General features: G+C 57.8%; 15 protein-coding genes. 8 read left to right on the top strand and 7 right to left on the bottom strand.

Features of this window, described 5'->3' with window-relative positions; genetic code table 11:
- The first annotated feature begins 36 nt into the window (after nt 1-36).
- The 3 genes from H6G07_RS21720 to H6G07_RS21710 all read left to right on the top strand — a co-directional run bounded on the left by H6G07_RS21720 (nt 37) and on the right by H6G07_RS21710 (nt 2,074).
- Complete coding sequence (locus H6G07_RS21720; RefSeq protein ID WP_073610286.1) at nt 37-342, top strand: hypothetical protein; 306 nt, start codon at nt 37-39, stop codon at nt 340-342.
- A 134-nt stretch (nt 343-476) separates the two neighbouring features.
- The gene (locus H6G07_RS21715) at nt 477-1,346 is read left to right on the top strand and encodes a hypothetical protein (RefSeq protein ID WP_073610285.1); all 870 of its coding nucleotides are present in this window, start codon (nt 477-479) and stop codon (nt 1,344-1,346) included.
- 209 nt (nt 1,347-1,555) lie between these two features.
- The gene (locus H6G07_RS21710) at nt 1,556-2,074 is read left to right on the top strand and encodes a hypothetical protein (RefSeq protein WP_073610284.1); all 519 of its coding nucleotides are present in this window, start codon (nt 1,556-1,558) and stop codon (nt 2,072-2,074) included.
- Nucleotides 2,075-2,115: 41 nt separating this feature from the next.
- Here H6G07_RS21710 and H6G07_RS21705 read toward each other — a convergent pair whose 3' ends face one another.
- Nucleotides 2,116-3,063 carry a hypothetical protein gene (locus H6G07_RS21705; RefSeq protein WP_073610283.1) on the bottom strand — a complete coding sequence of 316 codons (948 nt, stop codon included), beginning with the start codon at nt 3,061-3,063 and terminating at the stop codon, nt 2,116-2,118.
- 224 nt (nt 3,064-3,287) lie between these two features.
- Nucleotides 3,288-4,262, bottom strand: a complete 975-nt coding sequence (locus tag H6G07_RS21700) for an RluA family pseudouridine synthase (RefSeq protein ID WP_199312334.1) — start codon at nt 4,260-4,262, stop codon at nt 3,288-3,290.
- A 30-nt stretch (nt 4,263-4,292) separates the two neighbouring features.
- Between H6G07_RS21700 and H6G07_RS21695 the strand changes: the two genes are divergently transcribed.
- On the top strand, nt 4,293-4,757 hold the full coding sequence (locus H6G07_RS21695) for a VOC family protein (RefSeq protein ID WP_073610282.1): 465 nt from the start codon (nt 4,293-4,295) through the stop codon (nt 4,755-4,757).
- A gap of 166 nt (nt 4,758-4,923) precedes the next feature.
- Nucleotides 4,924-5,334 (top strand): ExbD/TolR family protein, encoded by a 411-nt coding sequence (locus tag H6G07_RS21690; protein WP_073610281.1) that lies wholly within the window; start codon nt 4,924-4,926, stop codon nt 5,332-5,334.
- A 61-nt stretch (nt 5,335-5,395) separates the two neighbouring features.
- On the opposite strand, the gene dxs is transcribed toward H6G07_RS21690, so the two are convergent.
- A complete protein-coding gene (gene dxs, locus H6G07_RS21685; RefSeq protein ID WP_073610280.1) occupies nt 5,396-7,303 on the bottom strand; it encodes a 1-deoxy-D-xylulose-5-phosphate synthase in 1,908 nt (635 codons plus the stop codon).
- Between the two features lie 297 nt (nt 7,304-7,600).
- On the opposite strand from dxs, the gene H6G07_RS21680 reads away from it, so the two are divergent.
- Entirely contained in the window at nt 7,601-8,044 is a 444-nt protein-coding gene (locus H6G07_RS21680) for a hypothetical protein (RefSeq protein ID WP_073610279.1), read from the top strand.
- A gap of 2 nt (nt 8,045-8,046) precedes the next feature.
- Here H6G07_RS21680 and H6G07_RS21675 read toward each other — a convergent pair whose 3' ends face one another.
- Nucleotides 8,047-8,823 carry a DUF362 domain-containing protein gene (locus H6G07_RS21675; protein ID WP_073610278.1) on the bottom strand — a complete coding sequence of 259 codons (777 nt, stop codon included), beginning with the start codon at nt 8,821-8,823 and terminating at the stop codon, nt 8,047-8,049.
- 345 nt (nt 8,824-9,168) lie between these two features.
- Here H6G07_RS21675 and rpsN point away from each other — a divergent pair, with 345 nt between their 5' ends.
- Nucleotides 9,169-9,471, top strand: coding sequence for a 30S ribosomal protein S14 (gene rpsN / locus H6G07_RS21670; protein WP_073610277.1), 303 nt, complete (start codon nt 9,169-9,171; stop codon nt 9,469-9,471).
- A gap of 126 nt (nt 9,472-9,597) precedes the next feature.
- On the opposite strand, the gene H6G07_RS21665 is transcribed toward rpsN, so the two are convergent.
- The gene (locus tag H6G07_RS21665; RefSeq protein WP_073610276.1) at nt 9,598-10,173 is read right to left on the bottom strand and encodes a Uma2 family endonuclease; all 576 of its coding nucleotides are present in this window, start codon (nt 10,171-10,173) and stop codon (nt 9,598-9,600) included.
- Nucleotides 10,174-10,203: 30 nt separating this feature from the next.
- Nucleotides 10,204-10,602 carry a DUF8822 family protein gene (locus tag H6G07_RS21660; RefSeq protein ID WP_073610275.1) on the bottom strand — a complete coding sequence of 133 codons (399 nt, stop codon included), beginning with the start codon at nt 10,600-10,602 and terminating at the stop codon, nt 10,204-10,206.
- Nucleotides 10,603-10,753: 151 nt separating this feature from the next.
- On the opposite strand from H6G07_RS21660, the gene aat reads away from it, so the two are divergent.
- Nucleotides 10,754-11,332: a leucyl/phenylalanyl-tRNA--protein transferase gene (aat, locus tag H6G07_RS21655; protein WP_073610363.1), complete on the top strand. Its 579-nt coding sequence runs from the start codon at nt 10,754-10,756 to the stop codon at nt 11,330-11,332.
- A 153-nt stretch (nt 11,333-11,485) separates the two neighbouring features.
- Here aat and H6G07_RS21650 read toward each other — a convergent pair whose 3' ends face one another.
- The gene (locus H6G07_RS21650) at nt 11,486-12,775 is read right to left on the bottom strand and encodes a Glu/Leu/Phe/Val family dehydrogenase (RefSeq protein WP_073610362.1); all 1,290 of its coding nucleotides are present in this window, start codon (nt 12,773-12,775) and stop codon (nt 11,486-11,488) included.
- Nucleotides 12,776-13,088 lie beyond the last annotated feature (313 nt).

Genomic DNA, 13,088 nt, shown 5'->3' with positions numbered 1-13,088 from the left:
TTCTGACTGAGTACAATTCTCTACCCAACTTCGCCCATGAACGCCTCCGTAGACCGCGCTAACGTTCAGGCAACGGCTCTAACCAATGAATCGGCCCTGCAACCAGCGGCAGCCACCCATCAAGCTCTGGCGGCTGTAGTCCCAATGGCCCGTGAAACAGCCCCCGCCACTGCCGATAAAATTTGCTGGCTCGAGGTGCGTCAAGCTCCCTACCACCCCAATCAACAGGTGGAGCTGCTGCACTTGCAGGCCGAGGCTGAGGCTCTACTGTTGCAGTTGCAGGCTAAACACCAGCGGCGGCAGAGAACCCTTGACGATGTTATAGAACCTTCTACTGTCTAAATTTAATTAAATGAAATGGCGTTGCTCACCTGCGGGAATCACAGGTGAGTAATGCCTCTTTAATCTCTAGCGAAAATGCGCCACTTTCTGAAGAATTCGCTATGGTTAGGGGGATTTTGTGGGGAGATGCTGCGATGACCTACTCTGCCAAGCCGGGGCAAGCTAGAGAGCCCAAGCTAAAAGGCCTAGCCAACCGAAAGCTGTACTCTGCGATCGCGGGGGGCTTGCTGCTGGCGATCGCAGCCGGGGCTACCATCAGACTCACCACAGCCGACTCCCGCAGCAACGAGGTCGATGCGGTCGCTCCAATCAACGATGCGGTCGTCTCTGACCCAGCCACCGATGGTGCTCTGACCCCCGCTACTGGTGAAGCCGCTACTCCCTTTCAATCAAAGCCTTTCTATGCGGCCTCGACACCGCTACGCTTGGCCGACCCCAGCCTGCTGCGCTCGACCTCTCCCCAGGCTCGGGTAGAGGCGATCGCCGCTGGTCGTTCTGATCCGTTTGCCTCGGTGGTGCTGCCAGGCCCCAAAGTATCGCGTCCTAGCAGGGCCGCCGCCGCGTTGACGCCAGCACCTGCTGCGACTTCTCGTCAAGCACTGCCAACGGTGCCCGTGTCGGCGACCCAGAGCCTGCCGCCGCTGCCCCAAGTGGCGACCCAGACGGTAGCTTTGCCTAACCTGCCAGCCCCCTTCCTGCCCGGTAGCGTGCCGCCTATTCCCACAGACCTTGCTGTTGCACCCACCGGCAGTCCAGCCTTTCAAAACCTGGTCGATCAGGTTGTGGTTAGCGGCGTAGTTCAAGTCGGCAGCGGCATCAGCGTGATTATCACCGAACCCGGTAGCACCGTCAGCCGTCGCGTTGCCCAGGGCGACATGCTGGCGGGTGGCCGGATCAAACTCAAGTCGGTAGATATGTCTGGGCAAGAGCCCATGGTTGTGCTGACCTACGACGGTAGAGACTACACTCGTACTGTTGGGGCTCCCATGGTGAGTGCCCTTTAGTTTATTTGGCACCCCCGACAATGGCTTCCCGGCCCTAGCTGTTGATGCTGGCAAGGCAAAGTTTTGCTTAAGTTTGGCGGCTCACTCGATTCAGGGTTGATATATAGAAGGGGTGGCCAGGTGGCTAGGAGCCGATCGCGCCGATCGAATCAGATCGGTTGACGGTGCTGTCACCCTAGCGATAGTCAGTTGGCTTAGGGGGGTTGCCCATGGGCGGTAGTCAGACATCGTTTAGGCAAAAAGGCGCGCCGCGATCGCTGGAGCTTGACGGCGACAACGCCTACGAATGCCCGGTCTGTCGCCATGGGCAGATTCAACCGATGGCGCTAATGGATGCCTACGCCTGTAGCTTTTGCCGCCACATTTTTGAAGTCAACCTCGACCAGCAAACGGTGCATGTGGTCGATAGCGTGCAGCCCATGGGTTGGCGCTGGCAGGGCTGGCGCTGGCAACCACTTTACCAAAGCCGGGGAGACATCACTCTGATCCTCTGGTTGGTGGGCTTGGCCTTGGTCATTCTGCCAGCGGGTCTGGTGGCCCTAGGGGGCTATGTGTTTCCGCCGCTAGAGGCTACGCCGGGAGTGAACTGGTCTCTGGTTTGGGCGATCGGCACGTTGGCTGCCCACGGTGCCATAGTGGGCTGGCTGATTGCCGAACATTATCAATTTCCGCTCTATGTGATGGCTAAAATTCGGTTACAACGATTGCTCGAACGTTTGCCAGGGTAGCTTGCCAGGGTAAATGATGGTAGCTTGCCCTCATTGGCCTCTCATTCCTCAGGGCATGCGGTTGATGAAAACCAAATCAGGGGAATATCGGCGTCGCTGCGCCAGCGCACCCAGCCCTCTGAGATACTAGAGCCGGGCAGCGGGGTACATCCTTGGGCTGGTTGAGTGACCCGCACCCGCAGCCAGTCGCCTTCGAGATCGAGGGGTTGAATAATGCTGTTCGACCCCACCAGGGCCTGAAGTGGGGCAGTACCGTTGGGAGCCAATCGCATGGGTTGGGCCAATCCCGGTCGCCGAAACTCAACCCGAGAGGCATCTTGCATAGATGCCTCCCAAGTCTCAACGGTGAGAGAGAGGGTGCCTAGCTCCAGGTGGGAGGTGTGGGCCCAGGCGGCTCCGGCTGAGGTGTATTGAAAACGAAACCAGCCGTCGGGGCGAATTTCTAAGACCGGAAAGGTGTAGATCTGCTGCTCGGTTTGCACCATGGAGAATGCCGCATCGCGGCCAATGGCCAGGGGGGCTGCGTCGTTAGGCACGAGCCAGCCGTTGATCAGCCATCCCCAGTGGGCACTGTCTGGGCTGGGATAAATGGGGAGGGCTACATCTCGCAGCCAGCTAGCACCCGAGAGGGTGTCCATGGCATTGGCTGAGAGCCGGTTGATGGGGCGCAGATGCCCTACTCCAACAGCATCATTGGGGGCTGGGGTAAGGCCGATAATGCCCGTTGCCTCCGGAATGATGGGTTCGGGAAGCAGGGCTGGTAGGGGCGGCGAACTGGGTGCAGCGTCTTGCTTACCCTGAAGGTCTTGGGTGACAGACGGTGGTTCTGGTGCCGCCCAGAGGAGGCTGGCTGTAGCCGTTCCCAACGCGGTGGTGGCTATGAACCCGATCGCAAAGGCGAGCCTCTGACCCAAACGGCCTAGGCTGTTGTGTTCTGAAGCATGGCCCAAAGGGCGTAGCGGCTGAGACAGGAGGGGACGCATAGCCATGACAACTGGGGGAGGGTAACTGTCAGAACTTGGTAGCAGCCCGACTGCGATCGCAGTCGGGCTGCCCTAGACCGACTCGATTATGGTTTAGGCAGCCTACGGTGAGCCGCTGGTTGGGCTAGCTTGACCAACACTTAACTCCATTGTGACCGATGCCACACTGTTGCCCATGAAATGTTCTGTATCTGTAATTGCCGCTAACGCCAACTCACCGATTTACTTTTCTAAACCGACCGGCTCCTGAGCACAGTCAACAACTTGAGAAAGTGCTCAGGCAGGGGGGCGATCGCCACCACTGTCTCCCCCGTCGCTGGATGGCGCAGCTCTAGTCGCTCGGCATGGAGCGCCTGACCGGGCAGATTCACTCCCACATCGCGCCCTGTGCCGTAGGTGGGATCGCCAACAATGGGATGGCCCATGTGAGCGCTGTGGACGCGAATCTGGTGGGTGCGCCCGGTTTCTAGACGAAAGCGCAGCAGCGAGAAATTGCCCAAGCGTTCTTCCACCTGCCAGTGGGTAACGGCGGTGCGGCCTTTGTCTAGGGGAACGACAGCATGCTTTTTGCGATCGGCGGGGTGGCGACCCAGGGGCGCATCAATGGTGCCAGAGTTAGTTTTGGGCGCGCCGTAGACCAGACCCAGGTATTCGCGGCGGGCGGTTTTGGCCTTCATCTGAGCTTGCAGGTCGCTGTGGGCCAGATCGGTTTTGGCCACCACGATCGCCCCAGTGGTGTCTTTGTCGAGCCGGTGCACAATGCCGGGGCGCTGCACGCCGCCAATGCCCAACAGCTGGTCGCCGCAGTGGGCCAGTATAGCGTTGACCAGGGTGCCGCTCAGGTTGCCAGGGGCGGGATGCACTACCAGTCCAGCGGGCTTGTTGAGAATAATTAAATGCTCGTCTTCGTAGAGGATGTCGAGGGGAATAGCCTCAGCCGTTAGCTCCAGCGGGCGGGGTGCGGGGATGGTGAGACGAATGCGATCGCCCACCTGCACCGCCGTTTTCTTGTTGGTGCAGAGCTGCCCGTTGATCTGCACATGTTCCCAATCGATCAGCTTTTGGACGCGGTTGCGGGAGAGTTCGTCCACATTGGCGGTCAGCCAGCGATCGAGCCGATCCGGGTCGGGGACAGTGACGGTGAGTTCGAGGGTTTGGTCGGCGATGGCTGAGAGACTGAGCGCGGTAGGAGTTCTATAATCCATCATAATTCGCTCTTTTCTCGGACGCGTTCTATGAGCACCAGCCCTGCAACGTTAGCCGCCTTGCTACCCGGTCAACTGCGCCGCATTCACCACCTGGCGCTGAATGTAAAGGATATGGATGCCTCGCGGCGCTTCTACAGCGGACTGCTGGGCCTCAAGGAGTTAACCGGGGATGAGGTGGACGACACGCTCAAAGAACTGGTAGCTACGGGCAAGGTCGCCAACTTTGTCACCCCTGATGGCCTGATTCTCGATTTGTTTGGAGCCCCCGATTTGGAACCTCCCGACCCCGACCCCGAGAAATCCTTTACCCGGGCCTACCATCTGGCCTTTGATATTGACCCCGCGCAGTTCGATCAGGCCTTGGCGGTGCTGGAGGTGAATGGGGTGGCGATCGCCCATGGCCCCGTCACCCGACCCACCGGGCGCGGCGTCTACTTTTACGACCCCGACGGCTTTATGGTAGAAATTCGCTGCGACCCGGTTGAGTCCTAGAGCATGGAACTATCGAGCAGAAAGTCCTGTAGGGCTGGCTCGATCGCCAGGACTGAGCACGGCTAGAGGCAGCCTTGGGGCAGCTAAAGGATTGCTATGATGAAGCGGTCAGGATTGGAGTTGACTTGACTCGTTTACTCTTTCAATAACGCCTGAAGGACATTCCATGCGGTTTAAGGCTAAATCTGACAAGCGTGATTTGCCCGAGGTCAACCTCGTGCCCATGATGGACGTCTTGATGACGATCCTGGTATTTTTCATCATTATTTCGATGACGGCTGAGTTTAATCAGCAGGCGGTCGATGTTCAGCTGCCCTCAACCGAATCGGGCGGTAGTGCCGTTGGCCAACCAGACCCGCTGATCGTTGAGCTAGATCAACAAGAGCAGCTTTACTTGGCGGGGCAGCCCGTTGATTCAGCCACCATGGCTCAGCAAATTCAGCAGTATCTCGCTGAAGATCCGAAGGGCGTTATTGTCTTGAAAGCCGACTATCAGTTGAGCTATCAGCAAATTGTTGAAGTGCTGGGACCCATGCGAGCCGTGGGCGGTGCTCAGGTTTCCCTAGCGATCGAATAATAAATCAGCACAAAGCATCGTCCCCCAGTGAGTGACTCACTGAGGGACAATGTTGGGCAGTTTACCGAACCAGGACGGGTTTTTCGACCTGGTAGGTGGCGAGAATGCGCTCAGCCATCTGGGGTGGGGTCAACCCCAGCGCCGCCTTCGACTGGTCGGGGGAGGCATGATCCACCAGCACGTCGGGCACGCCGATGCGCAGCACCGAGGCAGGCACCTGGGCATCCAAAATCGACTCGGCCACGGCGGAACCAAAGCCGCCCATTAGGCAGCCCTCTTCGAGGGTGACGATCTTGCCAATTTCTCGAGCCAGGGGCAAAATCAGCGCCTCGTCAAGGGGTTTGGCAAAGCGGGCGTTGACCACAGTAGCCTCAATGCCATGCTCACTGAGGATTTCAGCGGTTTGCATGGCGGGGTACACCATCGAGCCGTAGCCCAGCAGCAGTACGTCGTCACCCTGGCGCAGCACCTCCGCTTCACCAATGGGCAGCGGCTCCCAGCCCTCTTCCATTAAGGGAGCACCGTAGCCACTGCCTCGGGGATAGCGCATAGCGATCGCACCCGCTTTATAGTCAATCCCGGTCACCATCATCCGCTGCATCTCGGCCTCGTCTTTGGGGGCCATCAGCACGATGTTAGGAATGCAGCGCAGGTAAGCGATGTCGTAGAGCCCCTGGTGGGTTGGCCCATCGGCCCCGACAATGCCCGCTCGGTCGAGGCAGAAGAACACCGGCAGCTTTTGAATGCAGACGTCGTGGACAATCTGGTCGAAGCCGCGCTGCAGGAAGGTGGAGTAGATGGCCGCGACAGGGCGCATGCCTTCGCAGGCCATACCAGCCGCCAGGGTGATGGCGTGCTGTTCGGCAATGCCCACGTCGATGTACTGCTTGGGCAGCGCCTGCTGGAGCTTATCTAACCCGGTACCTGTGGCCATGGCGGCGGTGATGCCGACAATTTTGGGGTTGTCTTCAGCTAATTTGATCAGGGTTTCGGCGAACACCTTCGAGTAGCTGGGGGGTTTGGGCTTGGTGGAAGGAATGCCCTTGCCGGTAGAGAGGTTAAAGGGCGACTGAGCGTGGTAGCCAACCTGGTCTTTTTCGGCGATCGCATAGCCCTTGCCCTTGGTAGTCGCCACATGCACCAGCACGGGGCCGGTGTGCTTGTGAGCTTCTTTGAAGGTGGCGATCAGCTCTTGCAGGTTGTGGCCATCCACCGGCCCCATGTAGGTAAAGCCCAGCTCCTCAAACACGGCCCCCACCTTGGGCACCGCCAGGCGCTTCATGCCTTCCTTGACGCGATCGAGTTCTGGCGACAGCGATTCACCGACGAAAGGCAGGTGCTTGAACTGCTCTTCGAGGTTGTCGGTGAGAAACTGCACTGGCGGGCTGAGGCGCATTTTGTTGAGGTAGCGCGGGATCGCCCCCACGTTGGGCGAGATCGACATTTCGTTGTCGTTGAGCACCACCAGCAGGTTGGTGTGGGGCAGGTGCCCGGCGTGGTTGATAGCTTCCAGCGCCATCCCCCCGGTGAGCGCACCGTCGCCGATGATGGCGGCCACCTTGTAGTTATCACCGCTCAGGTCGCGGGCCAGGGCCATACCCAGCGCCGCCGAAATACTGGTGGAGGCATGACCCGCGCCAAAGTGGTCAAACTTGCTCTCGCTGCGCTTGAGGTAGCCCGCCACGCCGTCCTTTTGGCGCAGGGTGTGAAAGTCGTGGTAGCGACCGGTAATCAGCTTGTGGGGGTAGGCCTGGTGGCCCACATCCCAGGTGACTTTGTCGCGATCGAGGTCGAGGGTCTGATACAGAGCCAGAGTTAGCTCCACGACCCCTAGCCCTGGGCCTAAGTGCCCCCCGCTCGCCGCCACGGTTTCCAAGTGCTTTTCGCGAATCTGGCGGGCCACGTCTTCGAGCTGGCGAATGGATAGACCGTGGAGTTGATTGGGGTGAGTTACGTCACTCAGGTGCATACTGCCTTAACCTCTGCGTCACGAAATTGAGTTTTTCCTGCTACTCTTCACTGTAGAAGATTCAACGACCAGAAACATTGAGGAGGGCAAGCATTGGTTAAAGCCAGTGCTGCCCAGGCTAATCTAGAGGACTAATCCTCTGTAATTAATTGATCAACAGACTGTAACCGCTAATTGCGCCCGTTAACCAAGCGATATAACCTTTAACGTTCTGTTATGGTTCATTTTCTAGCTTCTATTACCCATCGCCAGTGCCTTGCAATACCGTTTGCTGTGATCACAGGGCTGACGACTTCCATGGTGATACTCTCCGCCCCACCAGCGATCGCCAACGATTTTGAAGCCTGCGCTAGCCGCCTAATTGGGGCGGGCATTGCCGGGCCTGCCGCTGCTGGAGCCTGCGGTCAAGCCTTACACCCCGTCGATCTGGCTAGCTGCACTGTTGATGTCATCGGTGTTGCTGAAGTCGATGCCGAGCAGGCGCTAGTGGCTTGCCAGAGCGATCGCCGCCCCCAAGAGCTGGCCACCTGCGTCAGTGACATTCACCAGGGTCTAGAGGTTGCCAACTCCACCGCCGTGCTGAATAACTGTCGCCGCAGCGTGCTGCCCGTGCGGTTTTCTGACTGTGTTGTGGGTGTGGCTACCGCCGCTAGCCTCGCCGTGACCGACTCCATGAGCCAGTGCATTGCCGCTGGCTACCGCCCAGAGGATGTCGTTCCCACCTTCATTTTTTCTCGCTAGCTCTAGCGCTGACTCTCCAGGGCAGTGATGTAGTCTGGGATGTCTTCTTGCCCCACCTGGCAGGCGGTTCTATCTACCACCAGCAGGTCGTTGCCGTAAATCACTTGGCCGATGGGGATGCCGTTGCCGCGATCGGGCTGCCAGTCGCGGCTGACAAATTTTTCGGTACAGTCCACTACTCCACCGGCGAAGAAGTGGCCCAGGGTGTAGTAGACGTCCTGCAACACCAGGGGCACCGACGGACGGTGGAGCTGCCCACGCGAGCTGGCACTGCGGGCTTTATACTTTGCTCTGGGAAAGAGGCCATAAAGGTTTTTTAGGGAAGCCGAAATCAACGGCGACCCTTTGAGCTGGGTGCGCTTGAAGGCGCTGACCGAGAGGCAGCAATCGACCTCTTGCAGCAGTTTGGGTGCCCACATGGTTTTGAACCGCACTGGGCTGGGGGAGCGGTTGGGGTATTCGGCTAGCTCTAGCTCATCAGCGTTGAGGAGCTGAATGCCTTCCGACAAAAGCTGGTGGACGCCAATCTGAGCCATGATGGTGTCGAAGGCGACCTTAGAGCAAACCCCTTCCACAATAAAAATTTCAGCGCTAGGACTGTGTTCCTGAAGCCCTCGGATAACTTCTGATAACACCGCCATACTGACGGTGGCGGGTGGCCCGACGGGATAGCCGAGATTGGGTTTAACTAGGATTCGCTGGGCTTGCTGGGCCGCAGCGGGAGGAATGTAGCAGAAGCGATCGCTGGGAGTCGCCACCACCGAGGCTAAAACAGACATAGGGTTGCCCTACAACACAGGTGCTAGCTGATGAACTGCACCACAATAATGCCAATGGCCCAGGCAAAGAAAATCCAGGTGATCAAGCTTGTCATCGTTACTCCTGCCAAATAACTCTCTTGACAATAAAATAGCTCTCATCCCAATGTAGTCGGGTACTGAAGCCATTCCGAGGGCAGAAAACCGAACTCGTCACTGCGCCGAGTCGTTCGCAAAACTCTCCATAGGGAAAGCTATTCAAGGCCAGAAAGAAAAATGGGCGTCGGGGTTTACTCTCCTAGGTTGAGTCGCGTATAGTAGTAGACTGTGTCTGTGATAAAAAGGTCTTACGGCTAGAGAAACCAAATGGCTAAGAAAAGCATGATTGCGCGGGAGCGCAAGCGGGAAAAGATTGTAGCGCAATACGCCAAGAAGCGTGAGGCCCTGCTAGAAGAGTTTGACAAAGCTGCCAACCAGCAAGAAAAGGTGGCAATCCACCGCAAAATTCAGCAACTTCCCCGCAACAGCGCGCCGACTCGCCTGCACAATCGCTGCTGGATGACCGGTCGCCCTCGTGGCTACTATCGCGACTTTGGCCTCTGCCGCAACAAGCTGCGCGAGATGGCTCACCAAGGTTTGCTGCCTGGGGTTGTCAAGTCGAGCTGGTAAGATAAATTTTCGCTTTTTGAACCCACCTAAGGTTTCTGCAAAGAGCTTTAGAACTGTTCTTCAAAAGGGGATTGAGCAATGCTCAATCCCCTTTTGATTGGGAGTTTCTGGAGATCGCGCACCTACCTACCCCCAAATCTCGGCCATCACTAGAACAAAACCGGGCAGAACCTCTTTCCCAGAAAGCTGTTCTGGCTGGCTCAGATATTCTGTAGGGCGACCCAGGCGATAGATTTCCACCCGTTTTTCCTGGGGATCGATTAGCCACCCTAGCCGCACACCGCAATCGCGGTATTCAGACATCTTGTGCTGAAGGGTGGCCAGTTTATCCGTCGCCGATCGCAGCTCGACCACAAAATCGGGAGCCAGGGGTAAAAACCGGGCGGGGTCGGGGGCCAGGGCTTCGATGCGGGCTTTTGCTACCCAGGCGACATCGGGCGAGCGATCGGCCCCATTGGGGAGCGAGAACCCAGTGGAAGAGTCAAACACGATGCCCAACCGAGCTTGACGATTCCAAACATTCAAATTTGTCGTCAAGTCTGCGTTGCGCTTACCAGACTCCCAGCCTGTCGGTGGCATGAGAATTAAATCTCCTGTACTGCTGCGTTCGAGGCGAATGTCGTGGTTGACTTCGCACAGCGCATAGAACTGTTCGCGGGTGAGCCGCACCACTGGGTCGAGGGTTAGGGTCAGTGAAGTCATAGCCCTAGAATAACGGCTGATCGCTGTAGGTTAGGGGATATCGCTCTCGGCATCGCCGCCATCGGATAGCCTGCCCACGCGGCTGGCCTCCAGGGTGGTGGATCGACCGCAGCAGCGATCGATCCCCAAGCTGTCGAAAAGCAGATCGCCCACGGCGTTTGCGACAGTAAACTCGCCGTAGAAACTGTCAGAAAAATCATAGGCTTGCAGCTCAGTCAAGATCGCCATCACGAGCGAGCCGACATCGTTTTCGCCCTCCATGCGCTGACGCACAAACACCTGGGAAACGCGATCGGCGATTTTGCGATTGGCTGGCTCGGGCAAATATTCTGCATTCAGCCAGGTCAACAACGCGGCCTTGAGCCACTGCCCCTCCTGTTGAGCATCCTCTGGCGGCGGCAGCATAATGGGGCTAAGGGGGTCAGTCATCGAGGTGAGGGGTGAGGAAACCGAGGAAAACCTTCTGTACACTCAATACTACCGTCTCAGATTCCTGCCTTAGAGTGAAGGCGGCTGAGCGTCAAGAAACATTACTCACCCGCCCCTTGAGCACCCATCTACTCAAACCATTGTGACCTCCATCAAGTACGACCTAGACGCCATCATTCGCGGTTACTCCCAGGGGTATTTTCTGATGGCCGATGGCGAAGGCGACGACCTGGGCTGGTACTCTAGCCGTCAGCGCACGCTGATTCCGCTCGACGATCGCTTTCGCTATCCCAAATCACTGCGGCGATCGCTTAACCAAAACCGCTTTCGAGTCGCCATTAACCAGGCCTTTGAGGAGGTGGTCAGCGGCTGCGCCGATCGCGATACCACCTGGATCTCGGGCGAACTCCGACAGGTCTATACCGAACTCCACCGGGCGGGCTGGGCCTATAGTTTTGAAACCTGGCAAGGGGATGAGCTAGCGGGGGGCATTCTCGGCTTGGTAATTGGCGGCGCGTTTATTGGCGAGTCAATGTTTTTCCGCATTTCTGAAGGCTCTAAGGTGGCGATGGTCAAGCTGGTTGAGCACCTGCGCCAGCGCCACTTTGCCCTATTCGACGCTCAGATGATGAACCCCCACCTGGAGCGGTTTGGGGCTTACGTTGTGGGCGATCGCGATTACAAAAGCCTGCTAAAAATTGCTCTAAAGCAGAACTGTAACTTTCTCTAGCCCATCTGGGTGGGCCTGGGGCGACCCAGAGCTGGGCAAGTCGCCATACCAGCACTGGGTCACCCTTGAGCTGAGCGATCGCCTCACCACCGAGTTGTTTGGCCAGCGCATTGCTGCCGCCGTCGAGCGCTGGAGCCAAGTGCCCGTAGCCGCTTAGATGCCGCTGACGTAGTAGTCGCGGGTGCCCTTGGCGTTGAGGGCGTCGCCCAAGCGCTCTAGGGCGTGCACGTAGGCGGCGGTGCGGGGGCGAATGTCAAGATCTTGGGCAATCTTCCAAATGCATTCGCCCTCGGTCACCATCATGGTTTTAAGCCGGGCGTTGACATCTTCCACCGACCAGTAGAGGCCGCTGCGGTTTTGCACCCACTCAAAGTAGCTCACCGTAACTCCTCCTGCGTTTACCAAAATGTCAGGAAAGACGTAAATCCCCTTGGCCGACAACATGTCGTCGGCTTCGGAGGTGATGGGGCCGTTGGCTACCTCAAAGATGTAGCGGGCTTGAATGGCATTGGCATTCTCAGCGGTGATTTGATTTTCCAGCGCCGCCGGAATCAAAATATCGACATCCAGGGCCAGCAGCTCGTCGTTGGTGATGGTGGTGTGGTCGTTCACCGTATTGCAGACGGTGCCTTCGCAGTACACTGCCTGGAGACTGCGGGTGGAGGTCTTAAACTGCTGAATGCTAGGAATATCTAGCCCCGAGGGTGTATAGATACCGCCCTGGGAATCGCTAATTGCCACCACTTTATATCCCGCATCGAACAGCAGCCGGGCGATGACGCTGCCCGCATTGCCAAAGCCCTGAACGGCTACGGTGGTGTTTTGGGGAATGCGATCAAACTTGGCCATCATGGCTTGCAGCACGTAGAATGCTCCGGTGCCGGTAGCGGTGTCGCGCCCTTGGCTGCCGCCCATGCTGAGGGGTTTTCCGGTGATGACAGCCGGGCTGAGCTTGCGGTAAATGATGCTGTACTGATCCATCATCCAGCCCATGATCATGGGGTTGGTGTAGACATCGGGGGCGGGGATATCGACATCGGGGCCGATGAAGTTGGCGATCGCATCAATATATCCCCGGCTCAGCCGCTCCAGCTCAAACTTCGACAGCTCCTTAGGGTTCACCGTAACGCCGCCTTTAGCCCCGCCCAAGGGCAAGTTCAGCGCCGCACACTTGAAGGTCATCCAAAACGCCAGCGACTGTACCTCGTCGAGGTTGACATCGGGGTGAAAGCGAATGCCGCCCTTGGTGGGGCCGCGCGTGTCGTCGTAGCGCACTCGGTAGCCCTGAAAGACCTTCAGTCTGCCGTCATCCATCCGCACTGGAATCGACACGGTGAGACTGGCCTTGGGGTAGCGCAGCCGCTCCGAGGCATCCTCAGAGATAGAAACGTACTTGAGCGCCCGCTCTAGACGGCGGTTGGCATCGGACAAAATAGAGGCCATAGACAAACACCAGGGGATGAAGGGATTGGTGAGCAGCAAATAGGGCTGCTGTTATTAAGGTGCCGCCAGGGCGAACCAGCTCAGCCAAATAGCAATATTTTGTATTGTAAGCTACCGTTTTCTTCCCCTATTCCCTACTCCCTTCCCCCATGATGTCGCACTGGTTGACCTGCTCCAGCCCTCAGCCGCCGGGCTAAAGCGGAACCCGCCCACGATTTCCTATCGGCGAGTAAAGCAGTCACCGAGAAAATGCCGACCGGCTCAAGCTAGCTTTACAGCTCCGGTGGGAGGCGGTCTAGTGAATTTTCGCTGG

Origin of the sequence: Phormidium tenue FACHB-1052 (assembly GCF_014696675.1) — a bacterium.
In the GTDB taxonomy this organism is placed as follows: domain Bacteria; phylum Cyanobacteriota; class Cyanobacteriia; order Phormidesmidales; family Phormidesmidaceae; genus Nodosilinea; species Nodosilinea tenuis_A.
The sequence above is the reverse complement of the archived record's forward strand: the minus strand, read 5'-3'. Positions and strand labels throughout refer to the sequence as shown.